The sequence below is a fragment of the Paraglaciecola arctica genome (assembly GCF_018861065.1).
Classification (GTDB): Bacteria; Pseudomonadota; Gammaproteobacteria; order Enterobacterales; family Alteromonadaceae; genus Paraglaciecola; species Paraglaciecola arctica_B.
The window spans coordinates 219,876-237,016 of the sequence record NZ_JAHKQO010000015.1; the positions used below are offsets into that span (position 1 = coordinate 219,876).

Here is a 17,141-nt window from a genome sequence, read left to right on the forward strand (position 1 = left end):
AAGAAAGGACGTCAGGCCGAAATGTTCGGCCTGTTAATAGAAGGCTATTATCGTTGGCTAATGGCGGTTACTTTTCTTGGTTCTGCTCCGATATAATCAGCACTTGGTCTAATAATACGATTGTTCGAGCGTTGTTCCATAATGTGTGCAGCCCATCCCGTTAAGCGTGAACACACAAATATTGGGGTAAATAACTTAGTAGGTATTCCCATAAAGTGGTAGGCCGAAGCATGGAAGAAGTCCGCATTACAGAATAATTTTTTGGTATCCCACATAAATTCTTCACAAGCGACTGAAATATCATAAAGTGAACTATCACCAAATTCCTCTGCTAGTTTTGCTGACCAGGCTTTGATAATGACATTACGAGGATCAGACTCACGATATATCGCGTGACCAAATCCCATGATTTTTTCTTTACGCTCTAACATACCAGCCATTTGTTGTTTTGCGTCAGACGGAGAGCTAAATTTTTGGATCATGTCCATAGCCGCTTCATTTGCACCACCATGTAGAGGACCTCGAAGCGAACCTATGGCGCCAGTCACACAAGAATACATATCAGATAAAGTAGAAGCACACACGCGAGCCGTGAAAGTAGATGCATTAAATTCATGCTCAGCGTATAAAATTAGAGAGACATCCATCACTTTACTATGAAGCTCAGATGGGGAATCTCCAGTCAATAATTTAAGGAAATGCCCGCCTAAAGAATCTTCATCAGTGACACAATCAATTTCAATTCCGTCGTGACTATATCGATACCAATAACACATGATGGCTGGAAACGCGGCGAGCAATCTATTAGCCGCTTTATTTTGTTCACTAAAGTCCATTTCAGGTTCGATGTTGCCTAAAAATGAACAACCTGTACGCATTACATCCATTGGATGGGCATCAGCAGGAATAAGTTTTAAGACATCTTTAAGCGCTTGTGGTAAATCTCTTTGTTTAAGTAACTGTGCTTTATAAGTGTCTAGTTGTTGTTGGTTAGGTAGCTCACCATTAAACAACAAATAGGCTACCTCTTCGAATGTGGCATTGTCTGCCAGGTCTGACACATCATATCCACAATAGGTAAGCCCTGAGCCTGATTTACCAACAGTACAAAGTTTAGTTTCACCAGCACTTTGACCACGAAGGCCTGCACCACTTAATTTTTTATCAGTCATTTTTTGTCCAACTTATATATTTAAACCTTTGCTTAAAAACAAAGGTTGTAAGGTTTATAGTTATCTACTGGGTTCAATGTCTTGCTTTACTTATTCTTACCTTCAGAGAATAGTGAGTCTAATTTCTGCTCGTATGCATGATAGCCAAGATAGTCATACAACTCTGCACGGGTTTGCATGGTGTCTACTACGGCTTTTTGATCGCCGCTACTCAATATAGACTGATACACATTTTCAGCCGCTTTATTCATCGCTCTAAATGCGCTAAGAGGGTAAAGCACCATATCGGCGCCCCACTCGCCTAATTCCTTCTTATTCCAAAGTTCAGTTTGGCCAAACTCTGTGATATTTGCCAGAATAGGTACGTCCAAAGCTTCTGAAAAAGCACGATAGTGTTGTTCTGTTTTTATCGCTTCTGCAAATATTCCATCTGCCCCCGCTGCTACATAGGCCTTTGCTCTCTCAATTGCGGCCTCTAGTCCTTCTTGCGCAAATGAGTCTGTGCGGGCCATAATAAAGAAATCAGGATCGGTGCGTGCGTCAACCGCAGCTTTAATTCGGTCTACCATTTCTTCCGTAGACACAATCTCTTTGTTGGGTCGGTGACCGCAGCGTTTTTGAGCAACTTGGTCTTCCATGTGTACCGCAGCTGCACCGGCTTTTTCCATGTCACGAATGGTTTTAGCAATATTAAAGGCACCACCCCATCCGGTATCGATATCAATCAATAGTGGTAAATCACAAGCAGCAGTAATTCGCTGAACGTCTACTAATACATCGTTTAAAGAAGTCATGCCTAAATCGGGTAATCCATAGGAAGCGTTAGCCACACCACCGCCTGATAAATAGATTGCTTGATGTCCGATTTGTTTTGCCATCATCGCTGAATAGGCATTAATGGTGCCAACAATTTGTAACGGTTGGTTGTCTTTTAAAGCTTGACGAAAGCGTTGTCCGGGAGTTTTCATAGGGTATTCATCCGTTTTTCGACGTTTTTACGTGACGCTGAAATATGCCTACGCATAAGTATTTCAGCCAGTTCACCATCTTTATCTTCGATGGCTTGAATAATGTGGTGGTGTTCAGAAAAGGCTCTTTTAGCTCTAGGGCTCGCCATACCGAATTGATACCGGTACATACGAACTAAATAGTATAATTCTTCACACAAAAGGCGAGTTAGCAGAATATTGCCGCTTCCCATTACAATACGAAAATGGAAGTCTAAATCACCTTCTTCTTGTATATAGGCTTCACCTTGCTGCAAAGACTCATGTTGATTATGGACTTCGAGCAAATGTTTTAGATCTGCAATTTGAGACGCAGACATATTTTGCGCTGCTAGGCGACACGCCATACCTTCTAAAGATTCTCGCACACGAAAAATCTCCAGTAACTTTTGTGTAGACAAAGTCACTACGCGATAACCGATGTTGGCTTTACGTTCAAGCAAACCACAACCTTCTAGCCTAGATAAGGCGTCGCGAAGCGTAGAGCGACTAATTTCGTAATATTTAGACAGTTCGGGCTCACTCAATTTTGAGCCCGTTTTAATATCACCTTCAACAATACGTTGCCGAAGGTCGATAAAAACTGTATCCGCACGTGTAATGCTCGGAGATAGGTTGTTGGTTGTTTGCAATGGCTTTATTGTCGACAATTAAAACTAATACCCCCATAATAAATCTTATAACAAAAAGATCAAGGGTAAAGTGTCGACAATAATAAATTAGACCGTGAACGCTTAGTTAAGCACCGTTTCTAAACTTGAAAGACAATAATCCACATTCTTTTGGCTCGAACCACATCCCATTAGCCCAATTCTCCAAACTTTGCCAGCTAAACTACCTAGGCCTGCTCCTATTTCCAAATTGAACTCAGTTAATAATCGATTGCGTACTAGCGCATCGTCTACACCATTAGGAATTAACACCATATTTAACTGTGGTAAGCGATACTTTTCGTCAACCAATAGCGACAACCCAAGCTTGTCTAGTCCATTTTTTAAACTGATATGATTTTTGAAATGCCTTTGCCAAGCGTTTTGTAATCCCTCTTCTTGCAAAATTAACAAGGACTCGTGTAAGGCGTAGATACTATTAACCGGTGCGGTATGATGATAAGCACGTTTAGTACCCTGCCCCCAATACCCCATGACTAGATCCATGTCTAAAAACCAACTTTGCACAGGATGTTTACGCTGCTTAATCACTGCAATCGCCTTTTCGCTGAATGACACTGGCGATAAACCAGGTATGCACGAAAGACATTTCTGAGTACCGGAATAGATAGCATCGATTTCCCATTTATCTACCTGTAATTCACTGCCTCCTAGAGATGTAACGGCATCAACTATACTTAAGCAGTCAAATTCCTTCGCAATTTGACACAAAGCTTTAGCATCATTTAATACACCCGTTGACGTTTCAGCGTGAACAAATGCCAGTGCTTTGGCATCAGGGTTAGCAAGCAGCACCTCTCTAACTTTATTAAGATCAGTGGGTTTGCCAAAGTCGTCTTGCACCATAATTGCTATACCACCACAACGTTCAACGTTTTGTTGCATACGTCCACCAAATACACCATTTTGACAGACGACAATTTTGTCTCCGGGTTCGACTAAATTAACAAAAACCGATTCCATTCCCGCAGATCCTGGCGCCGAAATAGGCATAGTTAAGGCGTTGTCAGTTTGAAAGGCATATTGTAATAATTGTTTTACTTGGTCCATTAGATCAACAAACTTTGGATCTAAATGACCTATGGTTGGTCTTGCTAATGCTTCGAGTACTTTTGGGTAGACGTCTGAAGGACCCGGCCCCATAAGGACGCGTGTTGGTGGAATAAAGGATGTAAATGACTGAGTCATAGAAGCTCCAAATTTGGGTGAATTAATAGGTTAATTTTTGCAGTAATAGATGTTTGCCACAACAGCAGAGTCTGTATGCTGAGCATAACAAAGATAAATACACTAATGCTCATACATTTATCGATTGAATAAAGCGTTTAATTTATGTAAAAAACTTGAGTTTTAGATATGTTCTAACATATTGATTTTTCTATTTAATAAAAATAAATTGGAAAATATTCCACTTTTTGTTGAAACTTGTTCTACTCTTAAAAGTCTAGTTTTAAGATTAAGTATTTCTATTCAGAATTTAACAGTTAGCGCACGGCTCAACTAAGAGCCATTCCCCTAAGCCCGGTCTAGCAATAGATTCGGGCCTTTTTTATGATGTTTTCTCCGGTTTTAAATCTCGCAAGAACCGCTTCGCATTTTGCACGTAATGGGCAGCAGATTGTTCTAACATTTTTTGCTGTTTTTCAGGAATAGTTTTAATCACTTTGGCAGGAGAACCCATTACCAAAGAACCATCGGGTATTTGCATATTTTCGGTTATTAAACTGTTAGCACCTATAACACAGTACTTACCAATTTTTGCGCCGTTTAACACCACACTATTAATACCAATTAAACTGTAATCTCCTACCTCGCAACCGTGTAACATTACCTTATGACCTACAGTTACACCTTTACCGATAATAAGTGGAATCCCAAAATCTGTATGTAACACTGAGCCATCTTGTATATTGCTGTCTTCACCAATATTAATCAAATCACAGTCACCGCGTACTACAGAGTTAAACCAAACACTGCTATTGGTTTTCATAACAACTTTACCAATAACATGGCTGCCAGGAGCAACAAAAACACCCTCAGCTAAAGTCACTTTGTCATCACCTAAAGAATAAATCACTGCTGTTCTCCAACTAAACGTATTAGACCTTCTTGCATGGTTGAAGCAACCAACTTACCGTGTCGATTAAAAAACTGGCCTTTGACTAGTCCCCTTGCACCACCAGAAAACGGGCTTTCAGCGCTGTATAATAACCAGTCATCAAAATCAAACGGATGATGGAACCACATTGAATGATCAATAGTGGCAATACGTAAATTTTTATCAGAGTTCGCGACACAATGGGGATGAAGAGCAGTTGATAAAAAATGATAGTCCGACGCGTAGGCCAACATGACTTGATTGAGATTAATATTGCCTGATAACACCTCTTGGGCTTTCATCCAAATGTACCGTTTAGGCTCTTGTTTTGTCGCTTTATCCAAGTCGGCAAAATTAACGGTGCGCATATCAATGGGTTTATGGTAGCCACTGTTGTCACACATGTGTTGTGACAAACTTAAAGAGTTTTCTGTTAATTTAATATCCGACTCTATTTCTTCTGGTTGCGGTACATTGGGCATTTCGGCGTATTGGTGTTCAAGACCCTTTTCTGGAGTTTGAAAAGATGCCGTCATATAAAATATATTTCTGCCATTTTGAATCGCCTTTACGCGTCTAGTCGAAAAGCTGCGCCCATCGCGTACGTTTTCAACATCAAACACCACGGGCTTATTTGCATCTCCTGGCAGCAAAAAATAGCTATGAAATGAATGGGTAATACGACCTTCCGGCAAAGTAAGTTGCGCCGCTGCTAGCGCTTGGCCTAATACTTGGCCACCAAATAAGGCTCTGAAACCTAAATCCCAACTTTGTCCTCGAAATAAACCTTCTTCTAGTTTATCTAGGGTCAACAATTCTACTAATTTTACTTCTGGCATATATACCCTACTTGTTTAATACGATTTTGATTTTTTACCCTAAGTTACTCGACGAGGGTTCTTAGGATAAAATCTATCAGGTAATTGACTTTGATGGGTAAAAAACCTGGTGTCTTTATAAGGTAACTTCATAAAACCTGAAATTCCGAGGCCTTCTATTGTCGGAATAAGGTCAATGACATCTTTTAATAAACTCTTAAATTCCAGTTCCATACTGTGATTTAACAACTTGTAATCACTATGTATTTTAAGGTGTGTCGGCAAAGATTCAAATATAATACAACCAGTATGATGAATACTGTTTAATTGCCTGATTACTGCCATTAATGCTTTTGGTAACGTTAATAACTCGTCTGGATCATCACCATCCTCAAAATATGAATGCATGCGACTGTCATGCTCCGAAAGTGAGACCTCGCTGAGTTCAAAGGGAATTTGCATAGATTTTTCAGGTAAAAATACGCTGGTTTCATCTTTACGTTCAACATGTAATGTATCTCGCGCGTTAAACATACAACATTTAAATACACCCACTCGATTAATAGCTCTGGCAAAATGCACGATATTATTAAGAGACGCTTCAAAAGATTTTAGTAAAGTTGAATCGTATAAATTGAGGCTAGAGTCAATGAAAACACCGGTTTTCTCCCACCTAACCGCTAGACCACCCACCACAGGGTATTTACCTAAGCGGCTAACCGCAGCAACAAAGGCTTTCTCAGTGTCTCCCATTCCCTGCATAAAATTTTTGTAGTATCGCTCAAATTGCGCGTCGTCGATTAACCTAAGTTCTTCTTCAACGTCATAGGATTCAATCCTTAGAAAAGACTTTCTAGAACTGTAAACTACTGTATCGATTTCTTTTGAATAGCTGCTCACCCTAGACGGAATAAGAGATACATGGGCAAGATGCAACTGATCATTCAATACGACATTTTTGATATATTGCATGTTTTGAATAAAATAATCCCCTCCTTGTTGCCGTAATTCGGGGGAATCACTCATCATCGCAGTTAAGGTTTTAGCCAACTCTTTAGGTAAGCCCAGCGAGTTTGGAGTGATCACCTTATGTCCAAAACGACTAGATTGCCCTGATGCCAATGCATATAAGGTACTAGCTAATCCTTGCTCATCAAAGCGTACCGATGACAGACCTCCGTTAAGTTGCTCCTCTCCGATAAAATATACATCACCAAGACGAGCATTGGTTTGTTGCATGTCACTAGACATCAAATCCATGACATTGTTACCTACAAATTGCCCTTGCTGGTCAATTTGGGCAAAAACTGAAGACCCCCAATCAATCAGTCCCACTTCCTCACTATCTTCATCAAACACAATGTTGGATGGTTTAATATCGCCATGAACGATTGGTTTACTTTGATTTTGTTGTTGGTGATCACGTAAATACAAAAGAATATCAGCAAGTTGTGCCGCTATTTTTATCACCAGACGCACTGATAATGGCCCATATTTAAGAGATATTTTTTCGAGATCCTCACCTTTGGCTCTTTCCATTACCAAAACAGACTGCTTCTTAATTTTTTGATATTCGATTAATCGTGGAACATGAGGGTGATCTACCAAACTCAACATGTACGCTTCTTCTTCTAGTCTGTCTTGTACATGTTGTGGCAGATTAATTCGCGAAAACTTAAACACCTGTTGCTGACGGTGAAAGGCATTTTGAGCGCTATTTTGCCTAGCAACCGTTCCCGAAAAAGCAAATCCAAACGCTCCTTTGCCGATTAATTCAATGTCTTGGTAACCGAGTAACTGCAATTGTTCGGTACATAGTTTAAACCAATCTTTTAATTTCTTGGCATCCTTATGGGATAACAAATAAATAGACTGTTCATCTGGAATATAAAAATGTTTTATATTTTCAGCTGTCATCTTTTATAGAGCACCATTTACTCTGCAATTAACCAATCGACACTGAAAGAAGCGCTATCGTTTTGCGCCATTAATGGTGTCAACTCGACTAATGCTTCTTGCACCCTGAGATCAAATTGCCAAGGAGCGTTAATTATCGCCATGCCCGAACCATACATGCCTGCAGCCTGCTCGCCTTCAGTTACGCGTAACTCAACCTTAAGTAAATTTTTGAAAGGATGTTGCTGCAAGCTCTGAAGCATTGATTCGCTTTTCCCTTGTTTACTGTTACTACTATTGAAACTAGGATTCGCTGCGGCTCTGTCTGCTATTAAAGGATACCAAATGGCATAAATGGCTGAATTCCATTTTTTATAAGCTGATATCACAGTATCGACTACCTGCTGGTATTCACTGGCTACTTCATAAGAAGGGTCAATTAACACTATGCCTCGTTGCATTTCTGGTGGGGTTAAGGCTAACAATCCTTCATAACCATCTCTATGATGAATCGCGATATTTTTACCACCCATATTGCTTCTTAAATTTTGTATTTCCTGATTATGCCACTCCATCAACACTAGTTTGTCTTGAGGCCGTAACATTGATTTGGCGATTTCAGGAGAGCCTGGGTACTGCATGAATTTTCGATAGCTCGAAACTAACGACAAATAGTCGCTAACAGTTTGATTTTGAATTGATTTTCCTACTAAACAATCAATACCTTGTTGAAATTCTTTAGTTTTAAGTGCTTCTTCAGAATCTAATCGATAGATCCCTGCTCCGCTATGCGTATCAAAATAACAAAAGCCTTTATTTTTACTTTTTAATTTGTCAATTAATAATAGTTGGCTAATGTGTTTTAGTACGTCACCATGATTACCTGCATGAAAACTATGTCGATAACTTAACAATAGTGAAATCCTTAATGTAGCAGTAGTATTTAATTTATTGGCCTTAATCTTAAAGCAAAAATAAACCCGCTGTTAGCGGGTTTATCATTAAATTTAATTCACTATCGAGTATTAGCTAACATTGTGAGAGGATTTTCCAAATAAGATTTCCAAAGGTTATTGAATCTCACCATTGTCGCTCCATCAATAATACGATGGTCACCAGACCAACTCACATGCATGATGTTTACGGCTTTTACCACGTCATTCTCATCAAACCTAGGTAGGCGTTGGATCTTGCCCAAAGCTACAATTGCTGATTCTGGGGCATTAATAACAGGTGTAGCAACTGTGCCCCCTAATACACCAATATTAGAGATACTGATGGTACCACCTTTAAGATCCGAATTACTTAACTTACCTTGGCGAGCTAGATCTACCAACTCGTTTGATCGTTTTGCAACATCAAACAAAGATAGATTTTGCACGCCTTTTATATTTGGCACCACCAAACCGACTTTGGAGTCTACCGCTACACCGATGTTATGATCGTCGAAATAGGTCACTTCTGAACAATCAGCATTAACTTGACTGTTAATTACTGGGAATTGTTGTAGTGCTAACGACATCGCTTTAATGAAAAATGGCATAAAACTCAGTTTCACCCCTTCTTTCTCAAAAGACGGTTTTAGTTGCTCCCTAGCCAAAATCAAACTATCCATTTCAATTTCTTCACTGACACTGAAATGTGGCACAGTAAAAACTGAATGCATCATATGTTTTGCCATGGCAGCTTGAATTCCACGAATAGGTTCTACTCGTGTTCCACCACTAACGTTTGGAACAGTGGCACTAGGTTGCGAAGTTGAAGAAGAAAACCCGCTAAGATCTTCTTTTAATACTCGCCCTTTTTCTCCACTGCCGTTAACTTGTGATAAATCTATTTCTAATTCTCTTGCTAACCTTCTGACTGCGGGGCTTGCTAGCGCTTTACCCGACGCGGGTTTGATATTCCCCAAATCATTTGGGCTGCTATCGAGTGGGTTATCTGTTGTTTTAACTTCATTGCTAGGTTCGTTAGCCACCACTGTCGGTTGTTGCTCTCCTTCTCCATCTATCTGCATTTCAAACAAAGGTGAATGTACTTTCGCAATATCCCCTTCTACATAATATAACTTGGTGACTACACCACTATACTTTGCAGGAATTTCTACTAAGGCTTTGTCTGTCATGACTTCAACAACCGCTTGGTCTTCGGTAATAGTTTCACCTTGTGCAACTAACCACTTAACCACTTCGCATTCCACAATGCCCTCGCCAATATCCGGCAGAATAAAATCTTGCATAACTTGCTCCTTAATATTGAGCTAAAAATTGACGTTGCGTTTAATCGCTTCGAAGGTTTTAAGATGGTCTGGCATATACTCTTTTTCATGAGCCAAGGGATAAGGCGTATCTAAGCCGCACACTCTACAAATAGGTGATTCGAGGTTTAGAAAACACCTTTCTTGCACACTTGCCGCAATTTCGCTGGCAAAACCCGCAGTGAGTGGTGCTTCATGATTAATCAATAATCGACCGGTTTTTGCAACAGAATGACAAACCGTCTCAACATCCCATGGCAAAATGCTCTGTAAATCTATTACCTCACATGAAATTCCCTGTTCTTCAGCTAATACCGCTGCTTTTTCGATAATTTCCACTTGTGCTCCCCAAGCCAATAGGGTGATGTCGGTACCTTGTGTAATCACTTCGGCTTGACCTAGAGGTAATTTATAATCATCTTCAGGAACTTCGCCAACCGAAGCTCTATACAGACGTTTGGGCTCCATAAACAACACAGGATTATCATCACGAATTGACGCCAACAACAAACCCTTCGCTTGATAGGGGTTACGTGGAACTATGACCTTAATTCCGGGTACATGGGCGAAAAACGCTTCAGGTGACTGAGAATGATAGTGACCACCGGCGATACCGCCGCCATAAGGGGTACGAATAGTCAGCGTTCCGCAAGAGAATTGACCACCGCTGCGGTATCGAAACTTTGCAGTCTCATTTACTATTTGATCGAATGCAGGAAATATATAATCAGCGAATTGAATCTCAGCAATAGGCACAGAGCCTTGCGCTGCTAGTCCAGTAGCAAAACCAATTATTCCTTGCTCAGTTAAAGGGGTATTAAAACACCGCCCCTTTCCAAAGGTTTGTTGAAGATTACTCGTCGCTCTAAACACTCCCCCAAAATGGCCGACATCTTCGCCAAAAACCATGACTTTTTCATCGTCGTTCATGGCAGTGATTAGTGCATTGTTTACCGCTTGAAGCATATTCATCTTAGCCATGTTATAACCTCCCCGACGTTTTAGGATAGGCTTCAGGATACTTTTCAATATGTTTTTTTAAGTCAACTAATTGCGCCTTTAAATGCCACGGCGGTGTATCGTAAACGTCCTCAATAATTTGTTCTACTGGGCAAATTGGTACTTGTTCAGCTAACTTAAGTTCTTTCAAGATATCTTGTCTGGTCTGCTCGATAAAATTCAGATTGTGCTCTTGGTCCAACCACCCTTTAGAATCTAACCAGTTCTTGAACCTTTGCAGAGGATCTTTTAAACGCCAGCGTTCTTCCTCATCTTTGGAACGGTATCCTGTTGGATCATCAGAGGTTGAGTGGGCCGCTAATCTGTAGGTCATTGCCTCAATTAAAACTGGACATTGTTGCTCAATAGCAATTTTTCTCGCCTGCTCAGTAGCAGCATAAACCGCAAGCACATCGTTTCCATCCACTCGGATTGTTCTAACACCGTAACCTAAACCTCTGGAGGCAATACCATCACCCGCAAATTGTTCTTCTGATGGAGTTGAAATTGCGTAGCCATTATTGCGACAAAAGAAAATGACCGGGCAATTTAAAACTGCGGCCATATTAAGACCGGCGTGAAAATCCCCTTCAGAAGCAGCGCCTTCACCAAAATAACAAATAGTAACCGCATTCAGCCCAGCCATTTTCTGACCGTAGGAATAACCACTTGCTTGGGGAATTTGTGTGCCTAAAGGTGAAGATATCGTCATGAAATTAAGGGCTTTAGAGCCATAATGAATCGGCATTTGACGCCCTTTGTTCAGTTCATTTTGATTACTGAACATTTGATCCATAAATTCTTTGCTCGTAAACCCTCGAAAAGCGAGTGCTCCTTGTTCTCTATATTGTGACATGATCATATCTTGTGGCTCTAACGCGGCTGCGCTGCCAACCGTTGAGGCCTCTTCACCAGTACAAGCAAGATAAAAACTAATTCTGCCTTGTCGCTGAGCAGCCACCATTCTTTCGTCTAATAACCTTATATATTGCATAGTCTGCAGTATTTTTAAGCACAATGGCTCATTGATATCTGGTAACTCAGCTTCCTGATGAACTGAACCATCTGGTCGTAATACTTGCAACATTGGAATATCAATCAACCCATTCTCAACGATTTTAACCTGATGAATCAGCCCAACCTTGGCTAAATGATTTCTGTCTTTCATTTATCGCCCCAAAACGATACAAACCAGTGCAGCAGGTTTGTAGATTAATTGTAATTAGGATGTAAATAGTAGATGAATATTAAAAACTTGATCTTGCCAAATAGGGTTTTTAGCATGTGATAATGAGAATGATACTTCTAGAAAAGTGTTGATTAAGTGATATCTATCCTACGCTCGGATAAGCAAAGTCGTTTTTATTAATAACAATCCGTCAGATTTTATCTGACACATAATCTAAACATATTAAAGCAACAACCGTACTAATAATAGAAAGTATATAGAGACTCCCTTTATCAAGACTATGCTATCTGCCGTAACCGTTCATTGAAAACCAGTTGAGGAATATTGGTTGTTGATTAAAAATCATATATTCCGCGTAGATAGTAAAATCCACCATTAATACCAATAGGAGAAGTAGCAGGATACAAAGAGCCTGCTTCGCCACTAAAAAGATTGTCGTCGGGTCGGTTATCAAATAAATTTTTTGCCCCTAATGATAGCTTTAGGTGGCTATTGATTTGATAACTTAAATCTGCGTCTAAAGTAATTTCGGATCCGGCATAAATATCCAGTCCCGCAGCCGCATCTAAATGGTCTTCATAAAATCCTCCGTAATAATTAAGTCTGATATTACTACTGAGTTTGTTAAACACTTGCACCACCGAAAAACTCAAACGATTAGCTGGCAGGTTATCTTCAAGCATTTGTATCCGCTGGGGAGTAAGATTTGATTCAACATATGTACTTCCATCATCCCGTATTCGCGTATATTGATTAACTTTAACCACTTGAGTATCTGTCCAGTTGTAAGTCAACATTAAACGACTGGGTACGTTTAATAGGTAGGTTTCATAATTGACCACTAAATCTACCCCCTGAGTTCTAGTGTCAAAATCATTGGTGAAATATTTCGCACTTCCATAACTAATCGCTTCAGTATTTCCTGCAGCAACAAGCGTTTCAATATCCTGCTGACTCAAAGGCAACGCAGAAGTAGTACTGATGCGATCGTGAAGTTGAATATTGAAATAATCCAAAGTGAAATAGAACTGTTTACTGAGCTCTCCCACCACGCCAAAACTAACATTGATCGACTCTTCAGGGAGTAATGGGGTAGCCCCAAGCTGCATTGAAATTGCGTTGGTAGGCGGTAACGTTGCTTGGTCTTCCAATCCATCCGGTGAAAAAGCTGTCGTCACGTTAACTACATTACTTTGTCCTACAGTAGGAGCTTTGAAGCCAGTACTGACCGAGCCGCGCAATGTTAAACTATCATTTAAGATCATACGTGCAGATAATTTACCATCGAATGTGGAACCAAAGTCTGTAAAGTCTTCGTATCTAGCTGCCAAACCAAATAAAAAGGCTTCACTCATATGAACTTCAAAGTCAGTATAGACAGCCCAATTCCCCCTACTCCACTTACCAGCTGATTGAGGGTTGTACCCAGTGAAGCCATTCGAACCAACACCAAATCCTTGAGACATCCCAGTATTTGGGTCATAGGCCAAGCTACCCACTAGATAGGATGCTAACTCCCCTTCTTTTTGGCGATAACTTTCTCTCCTCCACTCCAAACCAGTCGCAAAGTTAATTTGGTACTTCTTGTTCATGTTAAATTGCCTGAACAAATCCAAATTAAGATTTTTTTCTAATTGACTGGCTAATCCAGGATTAAAAGAAAATGGGGTGTTCGGCCCAAGAGATGGATTAACCGTATCAGATATCTGGTAGTCAATTTCAGAGTACCCTAAACCAACACTTAAATCGTACTCCCATTGTGACAGCGTTTGTCCTTTGATACCCATTACCCAAGATGCATCGCTAATAACGCCACCAAATTGTGGTGTAAAACCGCCAGGAAATATTTCGTTGAAGGCAAAACAATTTTGACCAACTAGGGTAGAATCATCCGCAATGAGTAGATAGTTGTCGTCATCTAAAATATTACCGTCTGTTATTAGAACTTCAGGGCAAGGGGTTCCTTGATCAATACCGTCTAAGTCAGCAACCAAAAGAGTCGATATTCCATCTTCATTCGGCAGACCTTCAAATACTCCATCTCGGGTGTGTGGGTTACGATAATAAAAACCACCTCGGGTTTTTCTACGTGCTAGATTGCTGAAGGAGTAAAGTTCATTAGAAGTATCGAGTTGGTAACCCATATTGATTAAAAACTTCAGATCAGAGTCTACTTTAGGACTACCCCAAACTTGTACCGGATCATTAACAGCTGTGTTTCCAGCGGCTATTAAGTCCAATGCATCATCTCTTTGTATGCTTCTATTCGTCGCTCCGTGTTGTTTATATTCGCTACTAATATTCACAAACCCTTGCTCACCGAGGGAAAATCCTACACTTCCCACTAATTGAACCAATTCCCCATCGCCTTCGCCATACTGACCAACTCTCGCTTCAAACATACCTCCCTGGCTATTGTCATCGAGTACAAAATTTATCACCCCAGCTATTGCGTCAGAACCATATTGAGCTGCGGCACCATCTCTAAGGATCTCAATTTGTTGTAATGAAGACGCTGGTATATTACTAATATCTACCCCTTGTGCCCCATCTGATAAACCTCCACCTAAAAACGTAATAGCGGCGGATCTATGTCGTCTTTTTCCGTTTACCAAAATCAGAGTATGATCTGAAGCCATTCCCCGTAAGTTTGCTGGTCTAACTAAACTAGACGCATCATTGATCGGTTGATCATTAACATTGAAAGAAGGAATCAACGTAGACAACATCGATGTAATATCAGTTGAGCCTTGTTGGGTAAATTCAGCGACACCCACAATATCCAATGGAACGGGTGAATCAATCACCGATCTAGGCGCCGACCTAGTGCCAACAACGGCAATCTTTTCCATGTTATTGGAGGTATTAAAATTATCGGTTTTATCGGTATTTTCAAAATTTTGTGATGAAGCTGAATCAACTCTACTTATGGCTTTTACACTTAGACCTTGTTTATCTCTATCAGGGTATAAACCAGTGCCTTCTAATAATTTAACTAAAGCAAGTTCAACAGAATAGTAACCCTTTAACTCATTAGTCACTTCTTGTTCAGCAAGTTCAATTGGAAATAAAAGCGTAGTATTGGCTTGTTGAGCAAACAAAATAAGAGATTTATCAGCAGCTTGCGAAGGAATGTCGAATTGATACTTATTTTGGGCAAGCGCCTGAAATGAAATAATAGTTATTAAGACAATAAGTACACGCATAAAAATATAAGAAAACTGAATACACTTCGGAAAGTTAGTCTAGCACGTTGATTTACTTTGGAAAATGGCTTAATTAATTGACTAATTGATACCCTGTTCGGCCACCAACATAGACTGCTTATAGATATTCTTGTTTTCCTGAAGACAACACTATTGTTTGCTTGTCGATTTTTGAATAAACAATATTAAAATTGTTCTCAAGGGCAAATAGTAAGCCTTGAATATCACCCGCTTTAAAATATCCTGCCACTCTTTGCTCTTTCACTTGTTGGTCTGCCAATTTGAAATTGACTGGTGTATAACGGCTGATTTCCTGTAGCGCGTCAGCAAGAGGTTCACCATGAAACACCAACATACCTTGTTGCCACGCTAAATCATTCTGAACTTGTTCATTTGACAAGGTAACCGGGTGAATTGTCTGTTGACTAATCAATGCCTTTTGCCCTGCTATCATTAACTCGCCTGAACTATCGAGTGTTTGTAAACTACTATCACTAGCGGTTTTGGCTAGATCATCGGTTTTATTTTTAACTAAAACTTTTCCTTCAGTTACCAACAATTCAAACTGATCAGCATTATTCAATTGCACATTAAAGGCCGTTCCTACAGCCGTCACTGTATTGGCGGCTGCCTTAACAATAAATGGTCGTGTTTCATCATGGGCGACCTCAAAGTGTGCTTCACCCCGCAATAAATGGACATTTCTTAACGCGTCAGAAAAATCAACCGAAACAAAACTATCTGTATTTAAATGAATAACTGATCCATCTGCTAAGGAAATGACTCGTTGCTCGCCAACTGATGTTTCTGCTTTGAGCGCCACTAAGGAAGGATCCTCGGTACCTGTCATAAATTTAGGATTGGCAAACCAAGCAAAACTACTAATAACTACAAATATAACACTAGCAGCAATACCCATTACTTTTCTATTTACAGAAATTTTGGTGTTACGCACATGGTTATCACGTAGTGGAAATAACGAGCTTAATTCATTTAAAACACTTAATTCATCCCAAGTTTGTGCTACTGCAAATAGACTTTGTCTATGAAAACTACTGATGTTAACCCAATCTGAAAACGCTTTGTCTTCAACTTCGCTTAATCCACGATCAAAACGACTGATCCATTCGCAAGCTTGCTTATGAATATCTTGTTTGCTACTAAATGTTTTAACGTTGTTCATTATTTGTTTGTTTCACCGTGCTTCAATATCGAAGTTACTTGTTGAGTCTCTGATTCGACTAATTGCTGTAAATAAAGAGAACATTGGTATAGCCCTTTAGCCACATGTTTTTCTACTGTACTTTCACTTATTCCAATGTGCCTAGCGATATCTCTTTGACTCATTCCGTAAACTTTTTTTAGTAAGAATACTCTTTTCACTTCTACTGATAAGGTATCAGTAGCACGGCAAAAATTTAAAAAACGCTCTTTACTTTCAATCTGACTTTCAAGACTTTTACTGGTTAAATCACCAGGTAAATCTTTCATTTCATCTAATGATTGGTTTTTGCGTTCACTCGCTTTTGAAACATGATTTAGAGCTAGGTTTCTAGCTGTTTTAAGCATGTAGGTTCGTTCAAATTTTATTTCTTGTTTTAGACCCGCTTCGTAACTTTTAATAAAAGTTTCTTGAACAATGTCTTCAACATCTTCGTTTTTAACAATGCCACCTATAACCTTCGCTAATAGCGCGCTACATTTCAAATAGGTCGATTCCATTGTCGATTTATACTGCATTGATTGATCCAAAAAACTAACCAGAGTATTGGCGTAGTTTCATCACTTGCTGAAAATATGTATTACTGCCATGAAGCACGTTAATACT

14 protein-coding genes are annotated in these 17,141 nt (G+C 39.8%); all 14 read right to left on the reverse strand.

The features are described 5' to 3' along the window. Positions 1-47: 47 nt before the first annotated feature. Positions 48-1,172, reverse strand: coding sequence for a bifunctional 2-methylcitrate synthase/citrate synthase (gene prpC, locus KO534_RS05640; RefSeq protein WP_215928257.1), 1,125 nt, complete (start codon positions 1,170-1,172; stop codon positions 48-50). Between the two features lie 86 nt (positions 1,173-1,258). Next, the gene (gene prpB / locus KO534_RS05645; RefSeq protein ID WP_215928260.1) at positions 1,259-2,140 is read right to left on the reverse strand and encodes a methylisocitrate lyase; all 882 of its coding nucleotides are present in this window, start codon (positions 2,138-2,140) and stop codon (positions 1,259-1,261) included. Continuing rightward, complete coding sequence (locus KO534_RS05650; RefSeq protein ID WP_252731966.1) at positions 2,137-2,829, reverse strand: GntR family transcriptional regulator; 693 nt, start codon at positions 2,827-2,829, stop codon at positions 2,137-2,139. Before KO534_RS05650 ends, prpB begins: the two co-directional genes overlap by 4 nt. 84 nt (positions 2,830-2,913) lie before the next feature. After that, positions 2,914-4,038, reverse strand: coding sequence for a pyridoxal-phosphate-dependent aminotransferase family protein (locus KO534_RS05655; RefSeq protein ID WP_215928262.1), 1,125 nt, complete (start codon positions 4,036-4,038; stop codon positions 2,914-2,916). A 361-nt stretch (positions 4,039-4,399) separates the two neighbouring features. Beyond that, a complete protein-coding gene (locus KO534_RS05660; RefSeq protein ID WP_215928265.1) occupies positions 4,400-4,927 on the reverse strand; it encodes a gamma carbonic anhydrase family protein in 528 nt (175 codons plus the stop codon). Further along, positions 4,924-5,787, reverse strand: coding sequence for an acyl-CoA thioesterase II (gene tesB / locus KO534_RS05665; RefSeq protein WP_215928268.1), 864 nt, complete (start codon positions 5,785-5,787; stop codon positions 4,924-4,926). Before tesB ends, KO534_RS05660 begins: the two co-directional genes overlap by 4 nt. A 39-nt stretch (positions 5,788-5,826) precedes the next feature. Next, entirely contained in the window at positions 5,827-7,683 is a 1,857-nt protein-coding gene (locus KO534_RS05670) for a protein kinase domain-containing protein (protein WP_215928273.1), read from the reverse strand. A gap of 17 nt (positions 7,684-7,700) precedes the next feature. Further along, a complete protein-coding gene (locus tag KO534_RS05675) occupies positions 7,701-8,576 on the reverse strand; it encodes a 23S rRNA (adenine(2030)-N(6))-methyltransferase RlmJ (RefSeq protein ID WP_215928275.1) in 876 nt (291 codons plus the stop codon). Positions 8,577-8,677: 101 nt separating this feature from the next. Then, complete coding sequence (locus tag KO534_RS05680; RefSeq protein WP_215928277.1) at positions 8,678-9,901, reverse strand: 2-oxo acid dehydrogenase subunit E2; 1,224 nt, start codon at positions 9,899-9,901, stop codon at positions 8,678-8,680. Positions 9,902-9,922: 21 nt separating this feature from the next. Beyond that, complete coding sequence (locus tag KO534_RS05685; RefSeq protein ID WP_215928279.1) at positions 9,923-10,900, reverse strand: alpha-ketoacid dehydrogenase subunit beta; 978 nt, start codon at positions 10,898-10,900, stop codon at positions 9,923-9,925. Position 10,901: 1 nt separating this feature from the next. Continuing rightward, on the reverse strand, positions 10,902-12,086 hold the full coding sequence (locus KO534_RS05690; protein ID WP_215928286.1) for a thiamine pyrophosphate-dependent dehydrogenase E1 component subunit alpha: 1,185 nt from the start codon (positions 12,084-12,086) through the stop codon (positions 10,902-10,904). Between the two features lie 356 nt (positions 12,087-12,442). Next, entirely contained in the window at positions 12,443-15,313 is a 2,871-nt protein-coding gene (locus KO534_RS05695) for a TonB-dependent receptor plug domain-containing protein (RefSeq protein ID WP_215928289.1), read from the reverse strand. 118 nt (positions 15,314-15,431) lie between these two features. Next, a complete protein-coding gene (locus KO534_RS05700; RefSeq protein WP_215928292.1) occupies positions 15,432-16,496 on the reverse strand; it encodes a FecR family protein in 1,065 nt (354 codons plus the stop codon). Further along, positions 16,496-17,053, reverse strand: a complete 558-nt coding sequence (locus KO534_RS05705; protein ID WP_215928294.1) for an RNA polymerase sigma factor — start codon at positions 17,051-17,053, stop codon at positions 16,496-16,498. Before KO534_RS05705 ends, KO534_RS05700 begins: the two co-directional genes overlap by 1 nt. Positions 17,054-17,141: the final 88 nt, after the last annotated feature.